General features: G+C 63.4%; 27 protein-coding genes. 16 read left to right on the forward strand and 11 right to left on the reverse strand.

Annotated features, from left to right (window positions below; translation table 11 throughout):
* Positions 1–9: 9 nt before the first annotated feature.
* Both HJ583_RS12110 and HJ583_RS12115 read right to left on the reverse strand, forming a co-directional pair.
* Positions 10–198, reverse strand: a complete 189-nt coding sequence (locus HJ583_RS12110; RefSeq protein ID WP_170022169.1) for a hypothetical protein — start codon at positions 196–198, stop codon at positions 10–12.
* A gap of 10 nt (positions 199–208) precedes the next feature.
* A complete protein-coding gene (locus tag HJ583_RS12115) occupies positions 209–937 on the reverse strand; it encodes an LOG family protein (RefSeq protein ID WP_170022170.1) in 729 nt (242 codons plus the stop codon).
* A 113-nt stretch (positions 938–1,050) separates the two neighbouring features.
* Between HJ583_RS12115 and polA the strand changes: the two genes are divergently transcribed.
* The 4 genes from polA (at position 1,051) to HJ583_RS12135 (ending at position 7,241) form a co-directional block, all read left to right on the forward strand.
* The gene (polA, locus tag HJ583_RS12120) at positions 1,051–3,864 is read left to right on the forward strand and encodes a DNA polymerase I (protein WP_170022171.1); all 2,814 of its coding nucleotides are present in this window, start codon (positions 1,051–1,053) and stop codon (positions 3,862–3,864) included.
* Positions 3,865–4,039: 175 nt separating this feature from the next.
* Complete coding sequence (locus HJ583_RS12125; RefSeq protein WP_170022172.1) at positions 4,040–5,152, forward strand: hypothetical protein; 1,113 nt, start codon at positions 4,040–4,042, stop codon at positions 5,150–5,152.
* Between the two features lie 90 nt (positions 5,153–5,242).
* Positions 5,243–6,319: a zinc ribbon domain-containing protein gene (locus tag HJ583_RS12130; protein ID WP_170022173.1), complete on the forward strand. Its 1,077-nt coding sequence runs from the start codon at positions 5,243–5,245 to the stop codon at positions 6,317–6,319.
* Positions 6,320–6,521: 202 nt separating this feature from the next.
* Complete coding sequence (locus HJ583_RS12135; RefSeq protein WP_170022174.1) at positions 6,522–7,241, forward strand: SDR family NAD(P)-dependent oxidoreductase; 720 nt, start codon at positions 6,522–6,524, stop codon at positions 7,239–7,241.
* Positions 7,242–7,314: 73 nt separating this feature from the next.
* On the opposite strand, the gene pelA is transcribed toward HJ583_RS12135, so the two are convergent.
* Entirely contained in the window at positions 7,315–9,042 is a 1,728-nt protein-coding gene (gene pelA / locus HJ583_RS12140) for a pectate lyase (protein WP_170022175.1), read from the reverse strand.
* Positions 9,043–9,263: 221 nt separating this feature from the next.
* Here pelA and bla point away from each other — a divergent pair, with 221 nt between their 5' ends.
* Complete coding sequence (bla, locus tag HJ583_RS12145; protein WP_170022176.1) at positions 9,264–10,118, forward strand: class A beta-lactamase; 855 nt, start codon at positions 9,264–9,266, stop codon at positions 10,116–10,118.
* Between the two features lie 31 nt (positions 10,119–10,149).
* Here bla and HJ583_RS12150 read toward each other — a convergent pair whose 3' ends face one another.
* A complete protein-coding gene (locus HJ583_RS12150; protein ID WP_170022177.1) occupies positions 10,150–10,602 on the reverse strand; it encodes a DUF441 domain-containing protein in 453 nt (150 codons plus the stop codon).
* A gap of 301 nt (positions 10,603–10,903) precedes the next feature.
* Here HJ583_RS12150 and HJ583_RS12155 point away from each other — a divergent pair, with 301 nt between their 5' ends.
* Entirely contained in the window at positions 10,904–12,298 is a 1,395-nt protein-coding gene (locus HJ583_RS12155) for a pectate lyase family protein (protein ID WP_170022178.1), read from the forward strand.
* Positions 12,299–12,496: 198 nt separating this feature from the next.
* The gene (locus HJ583_RS12160) at positions 12,497–13,072 is read left to right on the forward strand and encodes a DUF5610 domain-containing protein (RefSeq protein WP_217423404.1); all 576 of its coding nucleotides are present in this window, start codon (positions 12,497–12,499) and stop codon (positions 13,070–13,072) included.
* A gap of 14 nt (positions 13,073–13,086) precedes the next feature.
* Here HJ583_RS12160 and HJ583_RS12165 read toward each other — a convergent pair whose 3' ends face one another.
* Positions 13,087–13,530, reverse strand: a complete 444-nt coding sequence (locus tag HJ583_RS12165; protein ID WP_170022179.1) for a hypothetical protein — start codon at positions 13,528–13,530, stop codon at positions 13,087–13,089.
* 104 nt (positions 13,531–13,634) lie between these two features.
* Positions 13,635–14,132 (reverse strand): LexA family protein, encoded by a 498-nt coding sequence (locus HJ583_RS12170; RefSeq protein ID WP_101940624.1) that lies wholly within the window; start codon positions 14,130–14,132, stop codon positions 13,635–13,637.
* 394 nt (positions 14,133–14,526) lie between these two features.
* On the opposite strand from HJ583_RS12170, the gene HJ583_RS12175 reads away from it, so the two are divergent.
* On the forward strand, positions 14,527–16,161 hold the full coding sequence (locus HJ583_RS12175; protein WP_170022180.1) for a methyl-accepting chemotaxis protein: 1,635 nt from the start codon (positions 14,527–14,529) through the stop codon (positions 16,159–16,161).
* A 48-nt stretch (positions 16,162–16,209) separates the two neighbouring features.
* Here HJ583_RS12175 and HJ583_RS12180 read toward each other — a convergent pair whose 3' ends face one another.
* From HJ583_RS12180 to HJ583_RS12190, 3 genes are all read right to left on the reverse strand, one after another.
* Entirely contained in the window at positions 16,210–16,617 is a 408-nt protein-coding gene (locus HJ583_RS12180) for a NifB/NifX family molybdenum-iron cluster-binding protein (protein WP_101940625.1), read from the reverse strand.
* A gap of 73 nt (positions 16,618–16,690) precedes the next feature.
* On the reverse strand, positions 16,691–16,834 hold the full coding sequence (locus HJ583_RS12185) for a hypothetical protein (protein ID WP_170022181.1): 144 nt from the start codon (positions 16,832–16,834) through the stop codon (positions 16,691–16,693).
* Positions 16,835–16,861: 27 nt separating this feature from the next.
* On the reverse strand, positions 16,862–17,218 hold the full coding sequence (locus tag HJ583_RS12190; protein WP_170022182.1) for a NirD/YgiW/YdeI family stress tolerance protein: 357 nt from the start codon (positions 17,216–17,218) through the stop codon (positions 16,862–16,864).
* 179 nt (positions 17,219–17,397) lie between these two features.
* Between HJ583_RS12190 and HJ583_RS12195 the strand changes: the two genes are divergently transcribed.
* From HJ583_RS12195 to HJ583_RS12215, 5 genes are all read left to right on the forward strand, one after another.
* Complete coding sequence (locus HJ583_RS12195; protein ID WP_170022183.1) at positions 17,398–18,099, forward strand: rhamnogalacturonan acetylesterase; 702 nt, start codon at positions 17,398–17,400, stop codon at positions 18,097–18,099.
* 23 nt (positions 18,100–18,122) lie between these two features.
* Positions 18,123–18,725 carry a TMEM175 family protein gene (locus tag HJ583_RS12200; protein ID WP_170022184.1) on the forward strand — a complete coding sequence of 201 codons (603 nt, stop codon included), beginning with the start codon at positions 18,123–18,125 and terminating at the stop codon, positions 18,723–18,725.
* Entirely contained in the window at positions 18,722–18,937 is a 216-nt protein-coding gene (locus tag HJ583_RS12205; RefSeq protein WP_170022185.1) for a hypothetical protein, read from the forward strand. Before HJ583_RS12200 ends, HJ583_RS12205 begins: the two co-directional genes overlap by 4 nt.
* Positions 18,938–19,045: 108 nt before the next feature.
* Positions 19,046–19,978 carry an alpha/beta hydrolase gene (locus HJ583_RS12210; RefSeq protein WP_170022186.1) on the forward strand — a complete coding sequence of 311 codons (933 nt, stop codon included), beginning with the start codon at positions 19,046–19,048 and terminating at the stop codon, positions 19,976–19,978.
* A gap of 117 nt (positions 19,979–20,095) precedes the next feature.
* A complete protein-coding gene (locus HJ583_RS12215) occupies positions 20,096–20,320 on the forward strand; it encodes a hypothetical protein (protein ID WP_170022187.1) in 225 nt (74 codons plus the stop codon).
* A gap of 118 nt (positions 20,321–20,438) precedes the next feature.
* On the opposite strand, the gene sbcB is transcribed toward HJ583_RS12215, so the two are convergent.
* Positions 20,439–21,869, reverse strand: a complete 1,431-nt coding sequence (sbcB, locus tag HJ583_RS12220) for an exodeoxyribonuclease I (protein WP_170022188.1) — start codon at positions 21,867–21,869, stop codon at positions 20,439–20,441.
* 111 nt (positions 21,870–21,980) lie between these two features.
* Between sbcB and gatB the strand changes: the two genes are divergently transcribed.
* The 3 genes from gatB (at position 21,981) to HJ583_RS12235 (ending at position 24,556) form a co-directional block, all read left to right on the forward strand.
* Positions 21,981–23,432, forward strand: a complete 1,452-nt coding sequence (gatB, locus tag HJ583_RS12225; protein WP_170022189.1) for an Asp-tRNA(Asn)/Glu-tRNA(Gln) amidotransferase subunit GatB — start codon at positions 21,981–21,983, stop codon at positions 23,430–23,432.
* Between the two features lie 5 nt (positions 23,433–23,437).
* Positions 23,438–23,743, forward strand: coding sequence for a hypothetical protein (locus HJ583_RS12230; protein ID WP_170022190.1), 306 nt, complete (start codon positions 23,438–23,440; stop codon positions 23,741–23,743).
* A gap of 174 nt (positions 23,744–23,917) precedes the next feature.
* Positions 23,918–24,556 carry a glycine zipper 2TM domain-containing protein gene (locus tag HJ583_RS12235; protein ID WP_170022191.1) on the forward strand — a complete coding sequence of 213 codons (639 nt, stop codon included), beginning with the start codon at positions 23,918–23,920 and terminating at the stop codon, positions 24,554–24,556.
* Positions 24,557–24,581: 25 nt separating this feature from the next.
* On the opposite strand, the gene HJ583_RS12240 is transcribed toward HJ583_RS12235, so the two are convergent.
* Positions 24,582–25,370 (reverse strand): NPP1 family protein, encoded by a 789-nt coding sequence (locus tag HJ583_RS12240; protein ID WP_170022192.1) that lies wholly within the window; start codon positions 25,368–25,370, stop codon positions 24,582–24,584.
* Positions 25,371–25,376: the final 6 nt, after the last annotated feature.

Below are 25,376 nucleotides of genomic sequence, written 5' to 3' on the forward strand. Positions count from 1 at the left end.
TTCTATTCCTTATCTTTCTGTCGACAGCTTGGCCGGCGGTACGATGCCACGGGCCTGCATCAGCTCGAGCACACCAGCCGGGATCGGCCGGCAACGGCAATGCTGTGCATGGGCAAGATGCCAGGCGATGCGTTGTTCCGCCGTGGCCTGTTCCGGCATGCGGTGCGCGGCATGCCATTCGCGGTTGAGACCAGCCATCCGGCTCTCCTCAGAGGTTCAGCATCAGCTCGTGCTCGTCCGGCAGATCATTGAAACCGCGCCGTTCGTAGTGCTTGAAGATCGCGGCAACGATCTCCTCCGGGTCGTCGATGATCTGGATCAGGTCCATGTCGGCCGGGTTGATCATTTTTTCGGTCACCAGCGTATTGCGGAACCAGTCGATCAGGCCGGCCCAGAAGTCCTTGCAGACGAGGATCACCGGAATCTTGCGGCCCTTGCCGGTCTGGATCAGGGTCAGCGCTTCCATCACTTCATCCAGCGTACCGAAGCCGCCGGGCATCACCACATAGGCCTGGGCGAAGCGCACGAACATCACCTTGCGCGGGAAGAAGTGGCGGAAGGTCTGAGACACGTCCTGATACGGATTGCCGCTCTGCTCGTGAGGCAGCTGAATGTTCAGGCCTACTGAGGGGCTTTTGCCGGCAAAGGCGCCCTTGTTGGCCGCTTCCATGATGCCGGGGCCGCCGCCCGAGATCACCGAGAAGCCGGAGTCCGAGAGTCGGCGGGCGATTTTTTCGGTGAGCTCGTAATAAGGGTGATCAGGTTTGGTGCGGGCCGAGCCGAAGATCGACACGGCCGGGCGGATCGGCTTCAGGCGCTCAGTGGCCTCGACGAACTCTGACATAATCCCGAAGATCCGCCAGGCCTCGCGGGCCAGTTCGCCTTGCTCGGCAAGCGAAGGGGCGCGAAAGGGCGGTAGCTTGTGTTTGGTACTCATGGCTCATCCTGTTCTTGTCGGACTTGAGCAGACAGTCTGCGTGCAATTCGCCGTATCAGGCAAGCCGCTTGCCCGGCTTTCATTCTTTCCCAGTCCGTATTCCAGAATCCACCATGTCCAAACTCCTGCTCGTCGACGGTTCCAGCTACCTGTTCCGCGCCTTCCACGCCCTGCCCGATCTGCGCAACAAGGCCGGCGAGCCGACCGGCGCGCTGCGCGGCGTGCTCAGCATGCTGCTGCCGCTGAAAGACGCCATCGGCGCCACCCACGCAGTGTGCGTGTTCGATGCCAAGGGCAAGACCTTCCGCAACGACTGGTTCCCAGAATACAAGGCCACCCGCAAGCCCACGCCGGAAGACCTCGTGCCGCAGATCGAGCCGATCCAGCAATGCGTGCGCGCACTCGGCTGGCCGGTGATCGTCGAGCCCGGTGTCGAGGCCGACGACGTGATCGGCACGCTCACGCGCCAGGCCGTGGAGCGCGGCTTCGAGGTGATCATCTCCACCGGCGACAAGGACATGGCCCAGCTCGTGCAGCCCGGCGTGACGCTCATGAACACCATGACGAATGAATCGCTGGATTCGGCCGGCGTGCTGGAGAAATTCGGCGTGCCGCCCGAGCGCATCGTCGACTACCTCACGCTGATGGGCGACACCGTCGACAACGTGCCGGGCGTGGAGAAATGCGGCCCCAAGACTGCGGTGAAATGGCTCAGCGAATACGGCACGCTGGATAACCTCATCGCCAACGCCGACAAGGTCAAGGGCGTGGTCGGCGAGAACCTGCGCAAGGCGCTGGACTTCATCCCCATGGGCAGGAAGCTCGTCACCATCGTCACCGATGTGCCGCTTGCCGAGAAGCTGGACGAACTCACCTGGCGCGAGCCGGACAATGCCACCCTGATCGAGCACTACACGCGCTGGGAATTCCGCAGCTGGCTGCGTGCCCTCCAATCCCCCTCGCCCCTCGGGGGAGAGGGGCAAGGGGAGAGGGGGAGCGCTGCCACCCAATCCGGCGAGCAAGGCGGCCTGTTTGGCGACAGCAACGCTCCGGCGCCGCAACGCAGCTTCGCGCCCACCCGCCCGGCGGACGATGAACCGGTCAGCCGCAGCGCCGCGCACCGCGAGGCCTACGAATGCATCCTCACGCGCGAGGCGCTGGACAAGTGGCTGGCCAAGATCAACGCCGCGCCGCTCACCGCCTTCGACACCGAAACCGACAGCCTCGATGGCATGCAGGCGCATCTCGTCGGCATGAGTTTCTGCGTCACGCCGGGCGAGGCCGCCTACCTGCCGCTCACCCACCGCTACCCCGGCGCGCCGGATCAGCTGCCGCTGGTTGAAGTGCTGGCCGCGCTGAAGCCTTGGTTGGAGGACGCCAGCAAGCCCAAGCTCGGTCAGAACCTGAAATATGACATGCATGTTCTCGCCAACCACGGCATCCGCCTGCGCGGCGTGGCAGAAGACACCCTGCTCGAATCCGCTGCGTGGGAGAGCGACAAGGGCCATGACCTCGATGCCTTGGCCAAGCGCCACACCGACATGGAAACCCTCTCCTATGCCGAAGTCTGCGGCAAGGGTGCGAAAGCCATCGGCTTCGCTGACGTCGACCTCAGCCTCGCCACCGCCTACGGCGCCGAGGATGCCGATGTCACCTTGCGGGTGCACCAGAAGCTCAGCCCGCTGATCGCGGCCGAGCCGGGCCTCACCCGCGTCTACCGCGAAGTCGAGCTGCCGGTGCAGGAAGTGCTGTGGGCCATGGAGCGTGAGGGCGTGCTGATCGATGCGAAGCTGCTCGCGCAGCAAAGCGACGAGCTGGGCCGCAAGATGATGGCCATCGAAGCGCAGGCCTATGACGCCGCCGGTCAGCCCTTCAACCTCAACAGCCCCAAGCAGCTCGGCGAAATCCTCTTCGAGCGCCAGAAACTGCCGGTGAAGAAGAAGACTGCCACCGGCGCCCCGAGCACCGACGAAGAAGTACTCGCCGAGCTGGCCCTCGATTACCCGCTGCCGCGCCTGTTGCTCGAATACCGCAGCATGGCCAAGCTTAAGAACACTTACACGGATAAATTGCCGCGCATGGTTAACCCGGCCACCGGCCGGGTGCACACCAGCTTCTCGCAGACCGGCGCCATCACCGGCCGCCTCGCCTCAAGTGAGCCCAACCTGCAGAACATCCCGGTGCGCACACCCGAAGGCCGCCGCATCCGCCAGGCCTTCATCGCCCCGGCTGGCCACAGCATTGTCTCGGCCGACTACTCGCAGATCGAGCTGCGCATCATGGCCCACCTCTCGGGCGATGAACGCCTGCTCGAAGCCTTCGCGCAGGGGGAAGACGTGCACCGCGCCACCGCCGCCGAAGTATTCGGTGTGCCGAGCAGTGAAGTCACCAGCGAGCAGCGCCGTTATGCCAAAACCATCAACTTCGGCCTGATCTACGGCATGAGCGCGCATGGGCTGGCCAAGTCGCTGGAGATCGAGCGCGCCGCCGCGCAGAGCTGGATCGACCGCTACTTCGCCCGCTACCCCGGCGTGGCCCGCTACATGGAAGAGACGCGTGCGCTGGCGCGCCACCACGGCTACGTCGAAACCGTCTTCGGCCGCCGCCTGTGGCTCGCCGAAATCAAGAGCAGCAACGCCGGCCGCCGCCAGGGCGCCGAGCGCGCTGCGATCAACGCGCCGATGCAGGGCACAGCTGCCGATCTCGTGAAGCTCGCCATGCGCCGGGTGTATGACTGGCTGAATCGTGACGCCCTCAAGAGCCGCCTGCTGCTGCAGGTGCATGACGAACTGATCCTCGAAGTGCCGGAGGCCGAGCTGTCACTCGTGCGCGAGAAGCTGCCGCAACTGATGGCGGGCGTGGCGGAGTTGAAGGTGCCGTTGCTCGCGGAAGTCGGGGTCGGAAATAATTGGGATGAAGCCCACTAAGTAGGGCGGAGTGCAAACTCCGCCATTTCGATCAACACATGCGGTGGAGTTTCACTCCACCCTACGAATCGACCCCGCCGTACGTGGTACTTGATGCAGCATTCGCAGTTACCCTCGTCGTATGCGGTTCCCGGCTATTTTCAGCAAGGCATGAATCAACCTTGAAAGGAATGTGATGTCTCAATCCGTTCGCTGGATGACTTGTTTCGCAATGTCTTTGTTTGGTGCGTCAGTTGCAGCCCAATCGATTATGGATTCACCTGTCCCAATCATAGAAAAGGCTGATTTGGTGCTGGCCGAAAACATCGGCGGCGAAATCGCCTGGATTAATGATAAAAATCTCCTTGCCACCGTTTTGCTCGACGATCCAAGGTCACGTTGGTGGGTTCGTCGGGTAGTAAATGTCGATGTCCGTTCCGGGCAAGCGGTGGAATTCTTGGCGCGTGGTTTTGTTTCCTGCTCCAACCCGGTGGCTGGGCTCATCGGTATCAGCAGTGGAACGCTAGCCGCTAACTACGAGGGCGGCTCCAAAGAGCCAAGGCCTAGCCCTCATCTCTACAAGAGGAGCTTCTGGTCTTCAACGCTTGTGCCGTTGAAGGATGAAGATGAATGGAACAAGTGGCTATGCATCAAGACCAGCAAAGCCGAGTTGAACGACCCGGGGGCCGGAAATCCTCAATCCGATCATCGATATCTGCAGACGCCGGATGAGCTCCTCAGAATTACCAAGGAACTCAACGAAACGAGGAGCGACGTGGTCTATGGTTTGGTGCTCGAGCGTGGCAAAGAGAAAATCCAGCTCGCAGATCTGACACCTAGTGAGGTGGGGTGGCGCCCACAGTTCCTGCCCTTCTTGAACAAGCATTTGCTCGGGGCAGGGGAATTCATCTTTGCCGGCGACATGGTGCTTCCTGGTAATAAACGTACCCAGGAAATTCCGACCATCACCATGACCAAGGACGGCAAAATCGAGCGTGAGTACGTGAGAGACCGCCTTCTAAGCAAGGGTTTTAAGCGTGATGCGAGCGTGATTCCGTATGCCAAGGGTAATCTGGTTTTCATTCAGGACCGCCCCAGCTATGGAGGTGGTATTTACCGTGAAACAGGAGGTCTCGTTGAGCGCATCTGGTGCGTGAACAAGGGGAATGGTTTTGACAGAAAGTGCCGGCCACAAGCGATTTCCATGAGCCCCGATGGATGCTCACTCGCATTCTTCGATGAAGGCTCCGACGACCTCAAAAAAAGTGTGCCGCGAATCAGTCTGAAAATTCTGGATGTGTGTCATTAGCCGAAACATAGAACGGGTTCAGGTCTTGCTTTTTGCCTCACCTGAAGATTTGAAACCAACATTACTGGATTCAACGACAAGGAGCACCGCATGAGCAAAACCCTGCGTTTGTCCGAGAAATGGTTTCATCGCGGCCTGTGGCTGGTGGCGCTGCTGTTTGCGTGGTTTCTTGTGGGCTTAGGCAATACCATCGTGGGCGATTTGCCGCAGGTGGAGGTGCGGCGCTCGCTGGATGACTATCTGGACCCGGCGCGTGCCCCGGCGGTGAAGGAAGCGATTCTTGTCGCCGAGAAGAACGCCCGGGAGGCGCAGGACGCACTCGAACAGGCCCAGCTGCGTCAGCAGTCGGCAGAGGCCAGCAATCGCGCCGCGCGCGAGACCTTCAGCAACTGGCTGGCGACGCGCAAGGCGACCGCGCGGCCCGAGCAGGATCAGGAGCTGATTGCCCGCACCCAGCAACTGGACGACCTGCGCCAAGCCGAGCGGGATGCGCTGGCCGGGATGGAAAAGCAGCAGCAGGCGGCGCTGGATGCGCGCCAAACCAGAGAGCGCGCCCAGCGTGAACTGCAGGCCCTGCAGGACAGCGCCCGTGACGCATACTTGAGTGCGCTGCGTGCGCAGGAGTTGCGCGTCTTTGGCTACCGTTTGCTGCTGACCTTGCCCCTGCTGGCGGCGGCGGGCTGGCTGTTCGCGAAGAAGCGCAAGACGAGCTCCTGGCCCTTCGTGTGGGGCTTCATCATCTTTGCGCTGTTCGCCTTCTTCGTGGAGCTGGTGCCTTACCTGCCCAGCTACGGCGGCTATGTGCGCTACATCGTGGGCATCGTGCTCACGGTGGTGGGCGGGCGTTACGCGATTCAGGCCCTGCAGCGTTATCTGGAGCAGCAGAAGCAGGCTGAGGCGCAACCGGCACAGCAGCGCCAGCGTGAGTTGGACTACGACCTGGCGCAGACGCGCATGTCGAAAAACATCTGCCCGGGCTGCGAGCGCACGGTGAACATGAGCGACGGCAAGACCGACTTCTGCCCGCACTGTGGCCTGAGCCTGTTCGACCACTGCAGCCAGTGCAACACGCGCAAGAATGCGTTTGCGCGTTACTGCTTCTCGTGCGGCGCGTCGGCCAAGGCCGCGTCCGGTGCTGCAGCGGGTAACGAGACGAGCCTGGCGTGATCCAGCCCGGTAGGGTGCGCACCGCGCACGCGGAACCGGCGTTGGTGCGGGCACGGCGGTTTGTTCGGCCTCCGCGATGATCGGAGCGGTGTGATGGTGCGCATTGCGCACCCTACAAATTTTGTGCGGTACCAGACTTTGATCGAATTGGCGGAGTTGGCACTCCGCCCTACGCCTGTATTTCCATTCATCCGGAGGCTTCATGAAACTGGCTGTCATTTCCGGTGGCTCGCGCGGGCTGGGCGCTGAGCTGTGCCGGCAATGCGTTGATGCGGGCTTCGAGCTGCTGGAGTTTTCGCGCAGTGCGCCACATGCGTTTTCGGTGGCCTGCGATTTCACTGATTCCTTGTCGGTCGCGCGCATCGTGGCCGAGCATTTGGCACCGTTGGCGGCGCGAACGGATCTGAGCGAACTGGTGGTGCTCAGCAATGCAGCGATGCTGGAGCCGATCGGGCCGGTGTCGCGGCAGGCGCCGGCTGCGGTGCAGGCCAATCTGAATGCCAATCTGGTCGCCGCGATCCTGTTCATGGGTGAGGCGGTCCGCGCATTCCAGCAGCATCCGGCGCGCAAGACGCTGGTGAGCCTGTCTTCCGGCGCGGCACTCAAGGGGCGTGCGGGCTGGTCGCTGTATTGCGCGGCCAAGGCCGGGCTGGACAATTTCATCCGTGCGCTGGCGCTTGAGCAGGCACTCGAAGCGGCGCCGTTCCGTGCTTTGAGCGTTGATCCCGGCGTGATGGATACCGACATGCAGGCGGAGATCCGTGCGGCTTCGGCGGAGGATTTCCCGAGCGTTGAACGCTTTCATGCGCTGCTGCGCGAGGGTGAGCTGCGCACACCGCAGTCGATCGCCGGAGCGATCCGCCGAATAGTGGCCGGGGAGCATGAGGGCGGCGCGCGGCTGGTGGCGGCGGACTTTCTCTGAGCGCGCAAAACGCGGGCCAACATAAAAAAACCGGGCTCAAGGCCCGGTTTTCTTTTGGTGCGCCAGGCGAAGCTTACGGCCGGGCGTTCTTGCTGCTCCAGCTGGCGAAGTTCGTCAGCATGGCCTGAGCGGTGCTGTTGTACTGCGCGTAGCCGGTCAGGCGCTCGGCAGACACTGAAGTGGTCGAGCCGAAGATCAGGCCGTACACCGTGCTGGCGCTGCCGTGGCGGTCGGCAAAATCACCGAAGAGCATGCGCACGCGGGCGGTGACGGTGCTGGCAGCGGGGTTGTAGACCGACAGGTCGTAGTAGCGTGCCCAGGCGTTGGTGCCGGAGACGCTGGAGAGCACGCCGCTGGACCACTTCTTGTCGTTGATCTGGCTGGCCTTGAAGAAATCGGCCGCGGCGTAGACCGCTTCGCGCGTGGTGGCGTCCGGGTTCGGCAGGCTCATCAGGAAGCTGACGACCTTGGCGCTTTCCTGCGAGGTCAGCGAGGGCATTTCGTAGGCACGGGCCGGAGTCGGGGCGCCGGTCAGTACGTCATGCTGCTGGCCCCATACGGTGCGCTTGCCATTCACGAAGACCTGATTGGCGAGTAGCCAGCTGGTGCCGTTGCTGGCCGCGGTGGCGCACTTGTTGCGCAGCGGGGTGTCGATGAAGGCGAAGTCGCTGTTGGCGCTGGTGCCAATTTCGCGCAGCAGCTTGATGACGTTAAGCATGGCGTCGTCATTCAGCGTGATGGCGTCGTGATAGTCGCCATTGAGCGGGTAGACCTGCGGCCAGCCCCAGTTGGGTGTCTGCGCCGCGAGCAGGTAGTTGAGGCCCTTGGTGATCGAGGCCTGGATGCTGGCGCGATCACCGGTCTGGGCGGCCTGCACCTTGCCCAGGTAGCGGAGCTCGGTGATGGTGGCGCCGTTGTCGATGGTGCCGACATAGGGCCAATTGGCCGGATCGGAGCTGTTCGGGTCGATGCCGCCACCGGTCCAGGACTGGCCCTTGGCACGCACAACACCCGTCCGCACCATGTTCTTGGCCCAGCCACCCGAGGGAATCTGGAAGCTGACGATCTCGCGGGCGATCGACAGGGCCTTGCTGCCGGCGTAGTAGGAGGCGGTTTCCGAGAGCGGCATGGTGTCCGGGCCGGTCTTGTCCGAGCCGCGTGCCGAGGGCACCGAGGAGAGGCCCGCGCGCTCGGCCTTCAGCGCGGCCTTGTCGGCAGCCAGCGCAGAGTTCGAGGCACTCAGGTAGGCGGTGAAGGCGCTCTTGAGGCTGCCGGCTTCGCTGTCGATGCGCGCCTGGGTGAGCGGCTTGGCCTTCACGTTCTGGCGGATGTAATCGGTACAGGCGCTGACGCAGGCGCCGTCATTGCCGGTACTGCTTGCTGCGCTAGAGGAAGCAGCCTTCGAAGAGGCGGCGACCGACGAGGCTGCTGTAGAAGAGGCTTTCGACGAGGCCGCAACCGAGGACGCGGCTGTCGAGGAGGCTGCTACAGATGAAGCCGCTGCGGAGGACTGGGCTGCAGAGGAGGCACTGCTGCTGGCCGGGCCAATCGAGCACCAGGCCGAATCGGCGAGGGCGCTGCCGCCGGTGAACAGGGATTTCGAGCAGGTGAAATTACCGCTCAGGTTGGCATAAACGAAGCTGCCGGACTTGCCCAGGGCGACGCTGTGCGTGCCGCTCATGCTGCAGGCGCCGCCCACTTGTGCGCACTTCGTGTAGCCCGTGGGCGCATCGCTTGCGGCATGCGCCGGTACCGACAGAATCAGGGCGGCAGCACCGCCCAACAACCATTTGCTCTGCATTGCTTGTCTCCGGAATGGATGGCGCGACTCTTCGGGCGCGCTCGTGTGATAAGACTTTGGTTGTAAGAAAAGTTCTTACATAAGGAATGCTAACGTAGTCGGACAAATGAATTCTGGCAAGCCTTGGTCATGTTTTTGCGGCCCGGCGGCGGAGTTTGGGCCACTTCTTTCGCCGTCCCTGACCGAAAATACCCGCATCAGCTTTCATGACGGATAACCGCATGATTCATTCCTTCCGCTTGTGGGTTTTGTACCTGATGCTTCTCGGTCCATTTGCGCAGGCGGCTTCGTTCGAAGACATCCTGGCGAGCCATGAGGCGCGTCTGGGCGGGCGCATCGGTCTGGCTATTCTCGATACCGGTAGCGGCGCGCTGCAGACGGTAAAGGGCACGCAGCGGTTCCCGATGATGAGCACCTTCAAGACGCTGGCTTGCGCAATGCTGCTAGCGGAGGTCGATGCCGGGCGTCTGCGTTTGGAAACACTGGTGGAGATCAGGCCCGAGGCCTTGCTGAGTTACGCACCGGTGAGCACGAAGCTCGTCGGCCAGCCTTTTAGCCTGCAGCAGGCCTGTGACGCAACGATGCGCACGAGCGACAACACGGCAGCCAATCTGGTGCTGCAGGCCATCGGTGGTCCGGCGGCGGTGACGCGTTTCATGCGTGGCCTGGGTGATGAGGTGACGCGGCTGGACCGCATCGAGCCGGCGCTCAACTCGGCGCTACCCGATGATCCGCGTGATACGAGCAGCCCGTTAGCAATGGTGCGCAGCTTGCAGACTTTGCTCTTCGGGGAGGTGCTGCAGCCGGCCTCACGGGCGCAGCTGAAGCAGTGGATGCTGGATAACGAGGTGGCTGGGCCGCTGTTCCGTGCCGAGCTGCCCTCGGGCTGGGTGATCGCTGATCGCTCCGGTGCTGGCGACAACGGCTCGCGCGGCATCACGGCGATCCTGTGGCCGCCGCAGCGCGCGCCGTTGATTGTCAGCCTGTACCTGACCGGGACCCGTGCCGACATGCCCGAGCTCAATCGCAGCGTGGCTGAAATCGGCCGTGAGATTTTCGCTGCCTATCGTCCCTGAGTGCGCGGGTCAGGGCTTGTGCGTGCTGCCCTTACTTGAGGTGAAACAGGCCAACGATGAGGGCCACCATGCCGCCGGCGATCAGTGGGCCAACTGCGAGTCCCTTGAAAAAGCACACGCCGATCAGTGTGCCGACCATCAGGGCGGTGACGATCTCGGGTGAGGCCTGCATATAGCCCACGCCCCGCCCGGCCACCCAGGCGACGGCGAGCCCGGTGATTACCGCGATCACGCCGGCCGGTGATTTGAAGGTATTGCCGAGCCCGGCGAGGTCGATCTTGCCCGAGGCCAGGGGCGCCAGTACAGCGGCGGTAAGGATGATCACCCCGGTGGTGAGGCCATGCGTTTCCACCGTGCCCAGCCAGTTCGTGAGCCCGAGCAATTTCAGCAGGAGCAGGGCGCTCGCCGCGATGGCAACCGAGCTGTTGTTGCCGACCACGGCCAGCGCAAGGATCAGGAGGAGGGGCAGGTTTTCGAAACTCATGGGGATCCGACCCATCAAGGGCCACCGTCGTACTGGGGATGTGTGGAGTCTAGTCGCCCTTGCCTGAGCATGTCTGGCGGATCTAGCCAAGAAAGCTGGTTGGCCTGTTCAGGGCAAATCGATGCCGCTTGTCCGTCTGAGCCTGTTTTATGCCCGTTCATCAGGACTGCTCTGAGCTCAATGCTAAAAATGTAAGAGTAAACCCCTACTTTTGAGTGTCGGCAGCGCGGAGGGAATGCCCTGTCTGGCACTGCCACGCCGGCAGATTTCTTCAACATCACCCTTGCCCGGGACCTACCGCATGAAGCTCACCCCCACGATCCTTGCCACAGCGATCCTGCTGTTGGCAGGCAACGCCTTTGCCGCCCGCACCGGTGGTTTCGCAACCGCTGATGGCGGTGATCTGCCTGGCGCACGGTATTTCACTGCCGCGAATTACCAGGAGATCAACAACATCATCACCAGCGCATCCACCGTCCCCGGTGGCGCCTATCCGCTGGTCATTACCTACACCGGCAACGAGGATGCCGCGATCGCCACGATCGTGATGGATCACAATCCGGATGCCGCCGGCAATTGCCCGAATCCGCACTGGAACGACGCTTACCGCCAGGTGGCCGTCACCGGATATACCGCCGGCTTGACCATCCTCGGGGCCGACGGCTCCTCCGGCAACTTCGGCATCACGCTGACCAACTCCAGCAATGTCGTCATCCGCAACATGAAGCTCGGCGCGCTCGGCGGCGCGGCCAAGGATGCCGATCTGCTGCGCGTCGATTCTTCCTCGAATGTCTGGATCGACCACAACGAGCTTCTGAGCAACAGTCACGAGTGCAACGGTTCTCCGGACGGTGACCTGACTTTCGAAGGCGCTGTCGACATCAAGAAGAACTCGCACAACGTCACCGTTTCCTACAACTACATCCATGACCACAAGAAGGTCGGCCTGGATGGCTCTTCCGGCACCGATATCGCCGGCGGCCGCGAGATCACCTTCCACCACAACCTGTACTCGAACGTGAGCCAGCGTCTGCCCCTGCAGCGTGGTGGCTGGACGCACATGTACAACAACCTCTACAGCGGCATCACCGATTCGGGCATTAACGTGCGCCGCGAAGGCTATGCGTTGATCGAGCAGAACTGGTTCGAGAACTCGGTCAATCCGGTGGTCTGTCGCTATGACGCCACGCTGTGCGGCTGGTGGGATCTGCGCAACAACAACGTGAAAAGCCCGGCCGATTTCACCCGCTACGGCATCGCCTGGACGCCGGATGACGGCATCAATACCGTGACCGCCATCGAATGGAAGACCACCGCCGTTTTCCCGAAGACATTGCCTTATGTGTACGAATCGGTCAGCCCGCAGTGTGTGAAGAACAAGCTGCGCAAGTACGCCGGGGTGGGCAAGAAGCTCAAGCAGCTGACGCCGGTTGCCTGCCTGGGGCGTGATGATGACGAACACGACATGCATGATCGCCATGCACCGGCAGGTGACTACATGGAGAATTACACCAAGTGTGCCGATGCCGGCGAGATCTGCAAGGTCAAGACTGGCGCCGGCTGGGTGGCCTTTGGCCGCAAGGGCAACTGGGTCACCAAGTACATCGGAACCGGCCATGCGGTGAGCTGCACGGTCGCCAGCTTTGGTTCTGATCCGGGTGGCCGGCCGAACAAGTGCTCCTACCGGGTCTATTGATCCAAGCCTTCCGGCAGACACTTATGAAAAGCCCCGTCGGTTCGCCCGACGGGGCTTTTTCGTGAGTCGCGATATCCGCCCGGGGCTGACCAGATGCGCCGGGTGCTTGCCGGGGGAAATGAACGCAGCACGCTATTTGTGCGGACCTATACTCAAAGCGGGCAGGGCGCCTCTCTGGCGCCCGGTCAGGAGGCCCGTATGACGATGCCTGTGCATGCCATTGATTCAAGCGCTGTTCCCCGCCTGCGCAGTGTTGATGCGGTGGGAACGCCGGAGGAATACACCACTACCGGTGCGCGATCGCGTGCCCAGCTGAATGCCTCGATCCTGCAGGCATCGCTTGATGTGTCGATCAGTTCAAGGAATGAGCCACTGGCGCTGCTGTACAGATCGGCGATTGATGCCATCAATGAAGCCCTCCAGCCGGAGCTGGGCGACAACGCGCTGCAGGCGGCGATGAGTCAGGACAACACGCCGGAAGGCACCGCCGGGCGCATCGTGGCCCTCTCCACCGGCTTTCTGGAGGCTTTCAAGACCCAGCACGCGGGGGAAGACGAAGCCGAGGTGCTGAAGAACTTCATGGCCACGATCCGCAGCGGTTTTGAGAGAGGCTTCAAGGAAGCCGTCGATATCCTCAAAGGCCTGAAGGTGTTCGAGGGCGATATCGCGAGCAATATCGAAAAAACCCATGCGCTAGTGCTGCAAGGCTATGCCGATTTTGAAGCGGCGCGCACCGCCAGGGCTGCTGAGCCTCTGGCAGACCGGGTGGGGTAAGCGGAGCGCCTGCTTTACGCGACCGGACAGTCTCCGGCCGCTGCCAGCCTCTTGCAGGCTTCACACTCAAAGCCGTTCGCGCTGAGCCATTCCCAGGCCTGCTCACGCGCGCTGACGGTGATGACCGGCACTTCGATGCCGTCGAACACCCCCTGGTTTTCAGTCACGCGGGCCAGGAAGCCCACGGTGTGGATGCGGATGATGGCATCTGCGCCATGACTGGTGGCCCATACCAGCAGATCGTGCGAGGCGGCGAAGCCGCTTTCGGTGCCGCCCTGCCATTGATGCAGATCCATGACATGTGCCCAATGCGTGGGCTGCCCAGCGTCACGCCAGGCTTGCTGGATCGTGGCCGTCATGACCAGCACGCCTTCGCGGTTGAAGCTGCCTTGCAGCACGGCAAAGCATGCCTGATCGCACCAGTAAACCTTGCATTCACCATGAGGGGGATGGGGCATGGCATTTCTCGCCGGATACGCTGAACTGCACTATAGATCCGGCGGTGCCTGGCTTGCCATCAGGGCTGATCCTGTGGGCTCCAGGTTGGCCTGGGCCCTTTTGCTCAGGCCCAGAAGCGTTTGAAGCTGCCGACCACCACGCCCCAGATTGTCAGCTCGCTGCCGGCTTCGAGCAGCAATTCGGGCAGATCCGGGTGGTCGGCCTGCAGCGCCGTTTTATGCCCGCGGTGGTGCAGGCGGCGCACCAGGCGCTCGCCGTTCACGAAGGCCAGCACGATGTGGCCGTGCACCGGCTGGATGCGCTTGTCCACGATCAGCAGGTCGCCCTCGAAGATGCCGGTGCCGGTCATCGCGTCATCACGCGCTTCGAAGACGAAACTCGCTTCGTCGCGACGCACCAGATAGTCGTGTACATCGAGGCTGTTGCTGTCGTCGTCGGCGCTTGTCAGCGGCGGAGCTTCTGCCGCCCGGCCTGCTACCAGCAAGGGCCGGCTGCGTGCAGGGTTGCGACGGGTTCGGCGGATGCCCGGCAGCGCTTCCGGCGGCGCGGACGGCGAGGCACCGACGAGGCTGACGAAGGGGAGCGGGATCTGATCGGTCATGGCGGCAGATGCTGTAAATAAATACAGTATCCGAGTCTGGGGCTGTTGCTGTCAAGCGCAGTGTGGGCTGTAAGCAGGGCTTTGGCCGACTCGTGCTCGAGGCTGCAGATCCATGCAATTGGTATGACAAATGTTTTCACAAGCACACAGTGCTTGAGTGGGTATTGAACTTTTAATGCAACGCATTGTTAATAAATGAAATGTTGGATATTTGAGGGCGCTTTCGGGCGGAATGACCCTCTATATCCAAAGGCCTATATGAAAGGTATCCGGGCTAAAGTTGTTTGACGACTTATCGTTAGTTTCAAGCAGCAAGACATGCAAAGTTTGACAGGCAAGATCACCTGCACAGGGGCGGCCAGAAGACAGGCAATAACCCAATGGAGCCCCCGACATGCGCAGCAACCTTCCCGTCACTCAAGTCGAGACAATCATCCCCAGCGGGGTGTTCATCTATTCGCGTACCGATCTCAAGGGACGCATCACCGAGGCCAATGCAGCCTTTGCCGAGATCAGCGGTTTTCTGCGCGAGGAAATGATCGGCGAGCCGCACAACATCGTGCGCCACCCGGACATGCCGGAAGCCGCTTTCGATGACATGTGGCGCACCCTCAAGGCCGGTACGCCCTGGCGCGGAGTGGTCAAGAACCGGCGCAAGGATGGCGGTTTCTACTGGGTGGAGGCGAATGTTTCGCCGGTGCGCGAAAACGGCCAGGTGGTCGGCTTTCAGTCGGTGCGTACGCGCCCCACGGCGCAGCAGATTGCAGCGGCCAGCGCGGCCTACGCCCGCCTGCGTGCTGGCGATCGTAGCCTGCGCGTGGAGCAGGGCTTGGTGCGGCGCAATCACGGCCCGCTGGTGCGCGCGGCAACGGCCTTCCCGGTGCAGATGGCAGCCGTGGCGGCCTTGGCCTGCCTGGCCGCACTGAGCTGCCTGGCCTTGCTGCTGTGGCCCGGGGCGCTCACGCGCACGCTGGCTGGCGCTCTGGCCGGGCTGAGTCTGCCCGCCAGCCTGTGGCTGGTGGTCTGGCAGATGCCGCGGGTGTGTGGCGAGCTGCGCAGCATGCGGCGCAGCCTGGATGATGTGCTGAGCCATGGCGATCTGCTGAGCAATCTGAATTCGACGCGTAACGATGAGATCGGCGATATCGCCCGGCGTGTCGACAGCCTGCTGGCGGCCACCCGCGCCACCCTGCAGATCATTGGCGATACCACCCGTGAGGTGGCGGAAGCCACGACGCGGCTGGGCAGTGACATGGCCGGGCTGCTCACTTCTTCCGAACAGCAGAGCCGCGACACTTCAGGTGCGGCGGCCAGCGTGGAGGAGATGACGGTGTCCATCGGCGAGGTGGCCACGCATGTGCAGGAAACTCATCGCATCTCGCGTCAGGTGGAAGAGGAAGCGCAAGCCGGTGCGCGCCTGTCCGTGGAGGCCAGCCAGACCATCAGCGCCTTGTCGGTCACCGTTGGCCATTCCGCCGGAACGGTGGAGCAGCTGGGCCTGCGCACCCAGGAGGTGGGCAAGATCGCCGGGGTGATCAAGGATATTGCCGACCAGACCAATCTGCTCGCGCTGAATGCCGCCATCGAGGCTGCGCGGGCCGGCGAGCAGGGCCGCGGCTTTGCGGTGGTGGCGGACGAGGTGCGCAAGCTGGCTGAGCGTACCCGCCAGGCCACCCAGGAGATCGACACCATGATCGGCCGGATTCAGGGCGATACCGGCGAGGCCGTCGAAGGCATGCGTCGCAGCGCCGAGCAGGTGGGGCAGAGCGTGGCGCTGGTGCATGATGCCGAGGCTGCGCTGCGCCGCATCACGCAAGAGGTGGACACCATGCTCGAGCGCATCGGCGAAATCGCGCATTCCACCCAGGAGCAGCGTGGTGCGATGGAGCACATGGCCGGCGGCATCGAAGCCATTGCGCGCCAGACCGAGAGCAATCTGGGGGTGGCACACGCCACGGACGATACCACCCATCAGCTGGAACGCAGCGTGGAACGCATGCGGCGGGCAGTGACCCAGTACCGGGTGTGAGCGGCCGCTCACGAACTTTGGATGGCCATCCATGCACCCATCACAGGCTCAGGCCGGTTTGCGATGGCGCGAAAAGAGGTCGTGAATCTTGCAGAACTTTGCCGTGATATCGAAAGGCGGTTTGGGCTGCGCGTCTCCGGCCAGGAAGTTGCGGATCGCGATCACCGGATCAGGCTCGCCGGTGAGCAGCACGCGAGTGCCGCGTTGCTCCATGCGCCGGAAGAAGCCATCGCCGGCGCTGAAGCTCAGGATCAGGTCGACGCCATCCAGCGGATGCGGCCCCTGATCATTGAAATGATGGATGGCCATCTCCTTTGGCAGCTCGATTTCCTCGGCGGCGGGCAGGGTCTGGGTAAGGCCCACCGGTGCGGGCAGGGTGTAGAGCAGCCAGCGGCGGGCCTGACCGGCGTGGCCGCAGACCGTCCGGAAGTCCTTGGTCGGAATCGCTATCTTCATCGCCTGCGCCTTTCGCTGAAGCATCGGAAAACGTCAGCTTGGCGCAAGTGGGCAGGCGGGGAATCGATGCAGGTCAAATCCTGCGGGCTGCCTGGCGAAGGCTTTCGTTGAAGCTCGCCCGGGGCAAGGAGGCCGGCCGCAATACGGCGCCCAGGAGCGCGCCGGTGGCGGAGGGGCAGCGGATGAAGCAGAGCGCGAAGCACAGCAGGTCGAACATGATGTCAGCCCCTTGGATTGCGTCGGCTCAGTTCAGCACGCGCATGCCGATGACCTTCACCTTGCTGAAACCGAAGGCCTTGCCGATGTACTTGCCCTGGATTTCGAGCCGGGTCTTCGCATCCACCGGGCTGCCTAGGGGCCAGGCCCAGTGCTTGTCGTCGATATCGAGATAGATGTTGCCGCTGCCGTCGGTGAACGCGTAGAGATCCTTGCTGGCACGGCGGGTGATGTGGCCCTGGAGGGTGACGAACTGGTCGTGGCTGGACAGGCCGTTGAGCTGATTGATATGGGTGGCCGCGCTGTTCGGGCCGACGTATTGCGCCGTGACCGGGGCGGCGCAGAGCAGGGCGGACAAGCTGCAGAGGGCGAGCAGGGATTTCATTTTCAACTCCTTTGGAATGGGGCCGGCTGGTCTTCAGCGCGGCATGGAAACCAGTCTAGTGAGCGGATCCTGAACGCCGGATGAATGCCTGCCGGCGCGTTCCGGCGGCCTAGGGCTTGCGAGGATTGCGGATGCCGTTATGCTCCGGCTGATCGAGTTCCGATCCAGGAAAGCCCGGCATGAAATTCCGTTCCCTCCTCCTCGCGCTGGCCTGTGTGGCGACCAGCGCGGCCGCAGAAACCGTATTCCTGATCGGGGATTCCACCGTCTCCAGCTACACCCCGCCGGATCCGCGCAATGGCTGGGGCCAGGTGATCGGTCAGTACTTCACGTCGGAGGTGGCGGTGAAGAATTTCGCCCTCTCCGGGCGCAGCTCGAAGAGCTTCCTGGAGGAGGGCGCATGGGCACCGGTGGCTGCCGCGATCCAGCCCGGCGATTACGTTTTCATTCAGTTCGGCCACAACGACCAGAAGCGCGATGCAGCGCGCAGCACCGATCCCTTCGGCAGCTATCAGGAATTTCTCTCGCGCTATGTGGAAGACACGCAGAAGGCCGGCGGCATACCGGTGCTGGTCACGCCGGTCGGGCGCGGCGGGCTGAAGCGCTCCAGTGGGCCGGGCTCGCACGGGCGCTACCCGGATGCCATGCTGGAGCTGGCGAAGAAGAAGGGCGTGCTGGCCATCGACCTCACCGCGCTGAGCGAGGCCTACTACAGCAAGATCGGCTATAGCGCGACGATCAAGCTTTTTGTCGCCGCCCAGGACGGCAAGGACGACACCCATTTCCTGCCCGCCGGCGCAGCCGAAATCGCGAAGCTGATGGCGCGGGCGATCAAAGGCCTCGATACGCCCCTGGCGCAGCGCGTCAGCGGGCTGGACTGAGCCTTGCAGAAAGGAGACGCACGATGGGCAAAACCCGGCTTGAAGCCTTCAGCGATGGCGTGCTCGCCATCATCATCACGATCATGGTGCTGGAGCTGAAAGTGCCGCACAGCAGCGATCTGGCGGTGCTGCAGCCCCTGCTGCCGGTGTTCCTCAGCTACCTGTTGAGCTTCATCTACATCGGCATCTACTGGAACAACCATCACCACATGCTGCACACGGTGCGCGAGGTGACTGGCGGCATCCTGTGGGCCAACCTGCACTTGCTGTTCTGGCTGTCGCTGATTCCCTTCGCCACTGGCTGGCTCGGCGAAAACCACTTCGCTGCCGCTCCGGCCGCGCTGTACGGCTTCGTGCTGCTGATGGCGGCGGTGGCCTACTGGATCCTGGCCCACGTCATCATCTGCGCGCAGGGCTCGGGCTCGCTCCTGAAGAAGGCCATCGGTCCGGACTGGAAGGGCTATGGCTCGGTCCTGCTGTATGCCGCAGCGATGGGTCTGGCCTTTGTGTCGGCCTGGCTGGCCTGCGCGATCTACGTGCTGGTGGCGATTCTGTGGCTGGTGCCGGATACGCGGATCGAACGAGTCCTGCGTGCGCGGGGCGAGCAAAGCGGTAGCGCGCCATGACCCAGCCTGAGCGGGAGCTTTTCGCGCGCGATGATCAGGCCAAGGATGCGGCGCTGCTGAAGTTGCGGGCGCGCTTGGCCGCGGCCACCCCACCTACCCGGGCGCGCCCCTTGCAGCGCCTGGCGCGGGACTGGCCACGCAGCCTGAAGGCTGCCGCCCTGATCCTGTTGCTGAGCCTGATGCTTGTGGCTGGCAGCGGTCTGTTTGGCTGAACAAGAACGCAGGTGCGAGCTCCATCGCCCCTTTAGTGCTGGCGGGCCGAAGTCAGCCCTGCAGGCTTTTGCGAATGAATCGTGAATCGCTTCCGAGGAGAGTTAACGATGCGAGCCGTACTATCCGTGATCCTGATCGTGCTGGGCCTGCAGGCCGCCCAGGCCGGCCCTTTGCTCGATCGCCTGCGTGAGCGCCGTGCCGAGCGTGCGGAGTGGGGCGAGGAGGCCGATGGCGCGAGCGCCGGCAAGCTGCCTGCCGGTAGCCGGGTGCTGCGCGATCTGGCCTACGGTCCGGATGCCCGTCAGCGTTTGGACGTCTATCTGCCGGCCGCGCCGAAGCAAGCGCCGGTGATCCTGATGGTGCATGGCGGCGCATGGCGTACTGGCGACAAGGCCATGAGCCGGGTGGTGGACAACAAGGCGGCGCGCTGGCTGGCACGCGGCGTGATCTTCATCTCGACCAACTACCGCTTGCTGCCCATCCCCCCGCACGAGCAGGCCCAAGACGTGGCCCGGGCGCTTGCCTTCGCGCAGGGCAAGGCGGCCGGCTGGGGCGGTGATCCGGCGGCCTTCGTTCTAATGGGGCATTCGGCCGGCGCGCATCTGGTGAGTCTGCTCAACAGCGCCCCGCAGATCGCGCTGGGCTTGGGGGGCCGCCCCTGGCTGGGCACGGTATCGCTCGACACAGCCGCGATGGATATCGTTGCCACGATGGAGGGCAAGCATTACGGCTTCTACGACAAGGCGTTCGGCAGCGACCCCATGGTGTGGCAGGCCAGCTCACCCTACCAGCAGCTCACCCGCGAGGCGCCACCCCTGCTGGCGGTATGCTCCAGCCAGCGGCCGGACCAACCCTGCGCCGGCACCCGGCGCTATGCACAGCAGGCACGCAGCCTCGGTCTGCGCGTGGAGCTTCGGGAGCAGGCCGCCAGCCACGGCGAGATCAACGAGCAGCTGGGTTTGCCAGGCGCCTATACCGACGCGGTGGAAGTCTTTCTGGCGAGCCTGGCACCCGCCTGGCGGGCGGCGCTGGCGCCCTGAGCGCATGTCAGCTTCATGCAAGCTCCGGCTCAGGCTTCGGTCAGCTTGCAAGGCCATGATGAACCCATCGGACAAGCACACAGCGAGTCCGGGCCATCAAACCCAAGGAGCCTGACCATGAAAAAGACCATCCTGACCGCCCTGATCGCCACCTTCGCTGCCGGCAGCGTGTTCGCCGCCGATGTACCGGCTGCGGCCTCCGCGCCTGCTGCGGTGAAAGCCGAGCAGCCGGCCAAGGAAACCAAGCCGGTCCACAAGGCTGAGAAGAAGGTCGAACACAAGGCTGAAAAGGCGCACGGGGCTGCAACCCCGGCGGCTTCGGCACCGGCAGCCACCAAGTAAGGTCTGCCCGGGCTCACAGCGGGCGCCGCCCCTCCTCCATCGGCCCCGTTGCCCGCGCCACCCGCTGACCCGGGTGGCGTTTTCGTTTACGGCGTGGGCGTCGTGCCCCCGGGTGTAATCAAGGCGCTGGCGGCGCGATGCTCTCGGCGTAGTCATAGAGCGCGCCGAGAATTTCCTCGCCTCGCTCATCCACTGTTTCACTCAAGGCATCAATCTTCTCGAAGAAGCTCATCAGGTCGCGCGGGCCGGCACCTTCATGCAGGCAGGCCACGCGATGGGCTTCCCAGCGCAGCTGTTCGTCTGCCGAGAGGGTGTGCGGGAAATTGCGGGCGCGGTAGCGGAAGACGAGCTCTTCGAGGCGCTCGTCCTGAAAGCTCACCGGGGTCTGGGCGAGTTCGGCCGGGTCCAGCGCCCGCAGTTCATTGAGCTTGCGTCGGTCGCCATTGCCTACGAAGCCGCCGTAGAGGTCCTCATCCACATCGGCCCGCCCCTCGCTAGCCGGGCGCTGAAACACGGCTGCCCACTTGGCCGTGAGCGGGGGCAGGGCGCGCGCGGCAGCGGCGTGCTGCTCGACGAGCGCGAAATCCACGCCCCATTTTTCGGCGCTGGCAGCGTTCAGCACTTTCAGATTGCCGATCGCGATGGGCGACTTGTTGATGTGGATGGTTTTGATCGGCAGGCGGCTGACGCCCTCGGGCAGCTCATCCGTTTTGGTGAACATGCGCAGGCGGATCGTGTCGGCATTCAGCCCGGCGAGTTCGGATGGATCGGCGGCCAGATCCCACACGATGATTTCGTTCTTGTTCGTAGGGTGCTGCGCCAGCGGCCAGCAGATGGCCAGGCAGCCACGCTCCGGGCCGAACATGCCGGAGATGTGCAGGAAGGGCTTCGGATTCAGCAGGTCGATCTCGGCGGCGACCGCGTCTTTCTTGCGCAGCTTGAGGCAGAAGTCCCACAGGCGTGGTTGTTTTTCGCGGATCAGGCGGGCCAGGGCGATGGTGGCGCGCACGTCCGAAAGCGCGTCGTGGGCGGCTTCGTGCAGCAGGCCGTTGGCCTTGGAGAGGTGCTCCAGCTTGAAGGAGGGGCGGCCGTCTTCGTGCTTCGGCCATTCAATGCCTTCCGGGCGCAGGGCGTAGACGGTGCGCACCACGTCGAGCAGATCCCAGCGGCCACAATCGTTCTGCCACTCGCGCGCATAGGGGTCGATCAGGTTGCGCCAGAAGAGGTGGCGGGTGACTTCGTCATCGAAGCGGATGGTGTTGTAGCCCAGGCCGACGGTGCCCGGCTCGCCCAGCTCGCGCTCGATGATGGTGGCGAACTCAGCTTCAGGCACGCCCTGGGCGAGGCAGGTCTGCGGCAGGATGCCGGTGAGCAGGCAGGATTCCGGGTCCGGCAGGTAGTCGGGCGCCGGCTGGCAGTAGATCATCAGCGGCGCGCCGATCTCGTTCAGCTCGGCATCGGTGCGGATGCCGGCGAACTGGGCCGGGCGATCACGACGGGTCGAGATGCCGAAGGTTTCGTAGTCGTGCCAGTAGAAGGTGTGGCTCATTGCGGGCGGGGTGGGCAAAAAGGAGGGCAGGGCGGATTCTACGCGCCGGGCCGGCGCGGGCAGCTCTGCGTTACCATTACGGGTTAGCAAAAACCTGTCTGAAAGCCTGCCATGCGTCGCGATTGGGAAGTTGTCATCGGTCTGGAAACCCACGCCCAGCTCAACACCACCTCCAAGATCTTCTCCGGAGCCAGTACCGCCTTCGGTGCCGAGCCCAATGTGCAGGCTTGCGCCGTGGATATCGCCCTGCCCGGCGTGCTGCCGGTGCTCAACCGCGGCGCCGTGGAACGCGCGATCCGTTTCGGCCTCGCCATCGGCGCTGAAGTCGCGCCGCGCTCGGTGTTTGCGCGCAAGAATTACTTCTATCCCGACCTGCCCAAGGGCTACCAGATCAGCCAGATGGACCTGCCGGTCGTCGTGGGCGGTGAAATCACCATTCAGGTCGGAGAAGGCGACAAGGCTTACACCAAGGTCGTGCATCTGACCCGCGCCCACCTCGAAGAAGACGCCGGCAAGAGCCTGCACGAAGACTTTCATGGCCAGAGCGGCATCGATCTGAACCGTGCCGGCACGCCGCTGCTGGAGATCGTGACCGAGCCGGACATGAGCTCCTCGGCAGAAGCCGTGGCCTATGCCAAGGCCTTGCACGCGCTGGTGCAGTGGATCGACATCTGCGACGGCAACATGCAGGAGGGCAGCTTCCGCTGTGACGCCAACGTTTCGGTGCGTCGCCCCGGCGAGCCGCTGGGCACCCGCCGCGAGATCAAGAACCTGAACTCCTTCCGCTTCCTGCAGCAAGCCATCGATTACGAAATCAACTGGCAGATCGAGACGATCGAAGACGGCGGCAAGATCCAGCAAGCCACGGTACTTTTCGACCCGGACTCGGGCGAGACCCGCGTGATGCGCACCAAGGAAGACGCGCACGACTACCGCTACTTCCCCGACCCCGACCTGCTGCCGCTGGTGATCAGTGACGAGTGGAAGGCCGAAGTGGCCGCTGCCATGCCGGAACTGCCGGTACAACTCGCCGCTCGCTTCCAGAGCGAATACGGCCTGTCTGCCTACGATGCCGCTGGCCTGACCTCAAGCCGCGACACCGCGCTGTACTACGTCGAGGTGGTGAAGCTGGCCGGTGCCGCGCAAGCCAAGATTGCCGCCAACTGGGTGATGGGCGAACTCGCCGCGCGCCTGAACAAGGAAGAGAAGAGCGTGGCCGCCAGCCCCGTCTCCGCCGCCCAGCTCGCCGGCTTGATGCAGCGGATTGCCGACAACACCATCTCCAACAACATCGCCAAGAAAGTCTTCGAGGCGCTGTGGAATGGCGAGGGCGCCACGGCCGACGAAGTGATTGAGAAGCAGGGCCTCAAGCAGGTGACTGACGCTTCGGCCATCGAGCCGATCATCGACGAGGTGCTGGCCAACAACGCGCAGAACGTCGCCGAATACAAGGCCGGTAAGGAAAAGGCCTTCAACGCGCTGGTGGGTCAGGTCATGAAGGCCAGCAAGGGCAAGGCTTCGCCGGCGCAGGTGAATGAATTGCTGAAGAAGAAGCTGGGCTGAGCGCGATGCTGAAGTCAGGAGTCGCCTGGCTCCTTTTGATGGGCGCTCAGGTGGCCGCTGCCGAGGCTTTGCCATCCCCTGGGCAATACGGCTTCGACTGGCTCAAGCCCGAAACCACGCGTTGCGTGGCGATCAAGCCGGCCTTGATCGCCCGCTTCAAGCACTGCAGTCCGGCCGATGTCAGCAACGCCTTCGGGCTGGACTTCCCTGGACGGGCCTGCCGGGTCAGCCCGCAGAGCGAATACATGGTTTATGCCACGCGCAAGCAATGCCAGGAAGCGCTGGAGACCATGCAGGCCAACGCACCTTAGTTGCTCTTCGAGCAGCAGCAGATCAATGCGCTGAGAAAACCGGGCGGAATGGTTGGGGTGTTCACTTACAACTGGACACACTTCTTTAACTCTCTGCACATCTCGCGCAAACGCGCTTTACATCTGCCTGCAGCAAGATGGACTCATGGCGAATCCGCCTGAAGGAGTTCCATCATGATGAAGAAACAGATCATTGCCCTGACTCTCCTGTCCTGCCTGAGCAGCCTGGCTGCAGCCGCTGAATACGGCCAGGTGATGTCCAGTACGGCAGTCACCCGCGAAGTGCTTACGCCGCAGCGCACCTGCCGTGATGAGCAGGTCGAAGTCGAGCAGCCTCACAACGCCGCAGGCTCGGTGATCGGCGCGGTGGCCGGGGGCATTCTCGGTAGTACCGTCGGCCGCGGCGCCGGCAATGCTGCGGCCACGGCAGCCGGTGTGATTGCCGGTGCGGTGGTCGGTGATCAGGTGGCGAATGCCGACAAGGGCACGACCACGCGTACGGTGCGCCGCTGCAGCACGCGGCAGGTGCGCAGCCAGCAGATCATCGGTTACGACGTGGTCTATGAATACGCCGGCCGCCGTTACACGACGCGTCTGGCCAACGAGCCCGGCGAGCGCATTCCGCTGCAGATCGGCCCGGCCGCTTCTGTGGTGCAGGACGATGATCAGGCCTATGACACGACTGAAACCGTGATCGAAGAGCCGGCGGTGGTCACGCGCCGGGCGGCGCCGGTGTATGTGACGCCGCCGGTAGTGCTGCACTGGGATCTGTGGCCTGGCCCGCGCGGCCCCTACGGCCCGCACCATCGCTGAGGCGGGCGGGGCTGCTGATCCGGACTTACTGAGAAGCGTCGATGCTGGCCTGGGTGAAGCTCGGGTAGCTCGCCGGCTTGTAGGTGTTCAGATTGCTCAGGAAGTTGCTGTCCTTGAGCGGGATGCTGGCCGAGCCGTAATCGAAGCTGTTCAGATTGGCGCGCAGGGTGGCGTTGCTCACGCCATCGCCCTTGAGCGCATACCAGCTGATGATCTGTGGCGCGACGAAGCTGCCATAGCTGTTCTCGGCCGCTTCGCCGCTGGACGCGAAGCGCAGGGCGTGGGTCGAGACGCCATCCTTGTGATACACGATCTTCACATGCCCGCTCTGCTGGGCCAGCGTGCCGATCTCGGCGTTGTAGAGCTTGCCGTGGGCGCTGTAACCGGCATGGGTAACGACGCCATTCTTGGTCCATACGGCGGCATGCTCCCAGTCGTGGCGATGGCCGCCGCCCAGCGTGCTGATCTGGTCCTTCAGAAAGTAGAGCGCGTAGAAGTGGCCGCAATAGCTGTCGCTGCCGCTGGTGATGCAGGCGTAGCGATGCAGGGTGTTCGAGCTGTCGAGAAAGGTGGTGGCGCGGCAACCGCCACCGAGGCTGCCGGAAGGATTCAGGCCACCGTTCTGCTTGCCCTCGCGGCTGATGCCGGCGCTGGGCAGGCAACCATCGCTGTCGAAATCAAACACCGGGTGATTGGCCGTGATGCTGACTTTGGCGGGCAAGGCCTGGTCGAGCTTGCCGAACAAATCGGCATGGGCGTTGCCGGTGAAGGCCAGGGTTAGCAGCAAGGCGCCGAGCAGAGGGTGGCGGGGCATGTTTGG

Source organism: Uliginosibacterium aquaticum (genome assembly GCF_012972705.2).
GTDB lineage: Bacteria > Pseudomonadota > Gammaproteobacteria > Burkholderiales > Rhodocyclaceae > Uliginosibacterium > Uliginosibacterium aquaticum.

What these genes read in the sequence shown, in the direction of transcription:
- HJ583_RS12110 (WP_170022169.1), bottom strand. Translation starts at nt 198, where the DNA reads ATGGCTGGTCTCAACCGCGAATGGCATGCCGCGCACCGCATGCCGGAA.
- HJ583_RS12115 (WP_170022170.1), bottom strand. Translation starts at nt 937, where the DNA reads ATGAGTACCAAACACAAGCTACCGCCCTTTCGCGCCCCTTCGCTTGCC.
- polA (WP_170022171.1), top strand. Translation starts at nt 1,051, where the DNA reads ATGTCCAAACTCCTGCTCGTCGACGGTTCCAGCTACCTGTTCCGCGCC.
- HJ583_RS12125 (WP_170022172.1), top strand. Translation starts at nt 4,040, where the DNA reads ATGTCTCAATCCGTTCGCTGGATGACTTGTTTCGCAATGTCTTTGTTT.
- HJ583_RS12130 (WP_170022173.1), top strand. Translation starts at nt 5,243, where the DNA reads ATGAGCAAAACCCTGCGTTTGTCCGAGAAATGGTTTCATCGCGGCCTG.
- HJ583_RS12135 (WP_170022174.1), top strand. Translation starts at nt 6,522, where the DNA reads ATGAAACTGGCTGTCATTTCCGGTGGCTCGCGCGGGCTGGGCGCTGAG.
- pelA (WP_170022175.1), bottom strand. Translation starts at nt 9,042, where the DNA reads ATGCAGAGCAAATGGTTGTTGGGCGGTGCTGCCGCCCTGATTCTGTCG.
- bla (WP_170022176.1), top strand. Translation starts at nt 9,264, where the DNA reads ATGATTCATTCCTTCCGCTTGTGGGTTTTGTACCTGATGCTTCTCGGT.
- HJ583_RS12150 (WP_170022177.1), bottom strand. Translation starts at nt 10,602, where the DNA reads ATGAGTTTCGAAAACCTGCCCCTCCTCCTGATCCTTGCGCTGGCCGTG.
- HJ583_RS12155 (WP_170022178.1), top strand. Translation starts at nt 10,904, where the DNA reads ATGAAGCTCACCCCCACGATCCTTGCCACAGCGATCCTGCTGTTGGCA.
- HJ583_RS12160 (WP_217423404.1), top strand. Translation starts at nt 12,497, where the DNA reads ATGACGATGCCTGTGCATGCCATTGATTCAAGCGCTGTTCCCCGCCTG.
- HJ583_RS12165 (WP_170022179.1), bottom strand. Translation starts at nt 13,530, where the DNA reads ATGCCCCATCCCCCTCATGGTGAATGCAAGGTTTACTGGTGCGATCAG.
- HJ583_RS12170 (WP_101940624.1), bottom strand. Translation starts at nt 14,132, where the DNA reads ATGACCGATCAGATCCCGCTCCCCTTCGTCAGCCTCGTCGGTGCCTCG.
- HJ583_RS12175 (WP_170022180.1), top strand. Translation starts at nt 14,527, where the DNA reads ATGCGCAGCAACCTTCCCGTCACTCAAGTCGAGACAATCATCCCCAGC.
- HJ583_RS12180 (WP_101940625.1), bottom strand. Translation starts at nt 16,617, where the DNA reads ATGAAGATAGCGATTCCGACCAAGGACTTCCGGACGGTCTGCGGCCAC.
- HJ583_RS12185 (WP_170022181.1), bottom strand. Translation starts at nt 16,834, where the DNA reads ATGTTCGACCTGCTGTGCTTCGCGCTCTGCTTCATCCGCTGCCCCTCC.
- HJ583_RS12190 (WP_170022182.1), bottom strand. Translation starts at nt 17,218, where the DNA reads ATGAAATCCCTGCTCGCCCTCTGCAGCTTGTCCGCCCTGCTCTGCGCC.
- HJ583_RS12195 (WP_170022183.1), top strand. Translation starts at nt 17,398, where the DNA reads ATGAAATTCCGTTCCCTCCTCCTCGCGCTGGCCTGTGTGGCGACCAGC.
- HJ583_RS12200 (WP_170022184.1), top strand. Translation starts at nt 18,123, where the DNA reads ATGGGCAAAACCCGGCTTGAAGCCTTCAGCGATGGCGTGCTCGCCATC.
- HJ583_RS12205 (WP_170022185.1), top strand. Translation starts at nt 18,722, where the DNA reads ATGACCCAGCCTGAGCGGGAGCTTTTCGCGCGCGATGATCAGGCCAAG.
- HJ583_RS12210 (WP_170022186.1), top strand. Translation starts at nt 19,046, where the DNA reads ATGCGAGCCGTACTATCCGTGATCCTGATCGTGCTGGGCCTGCAGGCC.
- HJ583_RS12215 (WP_170022187.1), top strand. Translation starts at nt 20,096, where the DNA reads ATGAAAAAGACCATCCTGACCGCCCTGATCGCCACCTTCGCTGCCGGC.
- sbcB (WP_170022188.1), bottom strand. Translation starts at nt 21,869, where the DNA reads ATGAGCCACACCTTCTACTGGCACGACTACGAAACCTTCGGCATCTCG.
- gatB (WP_170022189.1), top strand. Translation starts at nt 21,981, where the DNA reads ATGCGTCGCGATTGGGAAGTTGTCATCGGTCTGGAAACCCACGCCCAG.
- HJ583_RS12230 (WP_170022190.1), top strand. Translation starts at nt 23,438, where the DNA reads ATGCTGAAGTCAGGAGTCGCCTGGCTCCTTTTGATGGGCGCTCAGGTG.
- HJ583_RS12235 (WP_170022191.1), top strand. Translation starts at nt 23,918, where the DNA reads ATGATGAAGAAACAGATCATTGCCCTGACTCTCCTGTCCTGCCTGAGC.
- HJ583_RS12240 (WP_170022192.1), bottom strand. Translation starts at nt 25,370, where the DNA reads ATGCCCCGCCACCCTCTGCTCGGCGCCTTGCTGCTAACCCTGGCCTTC.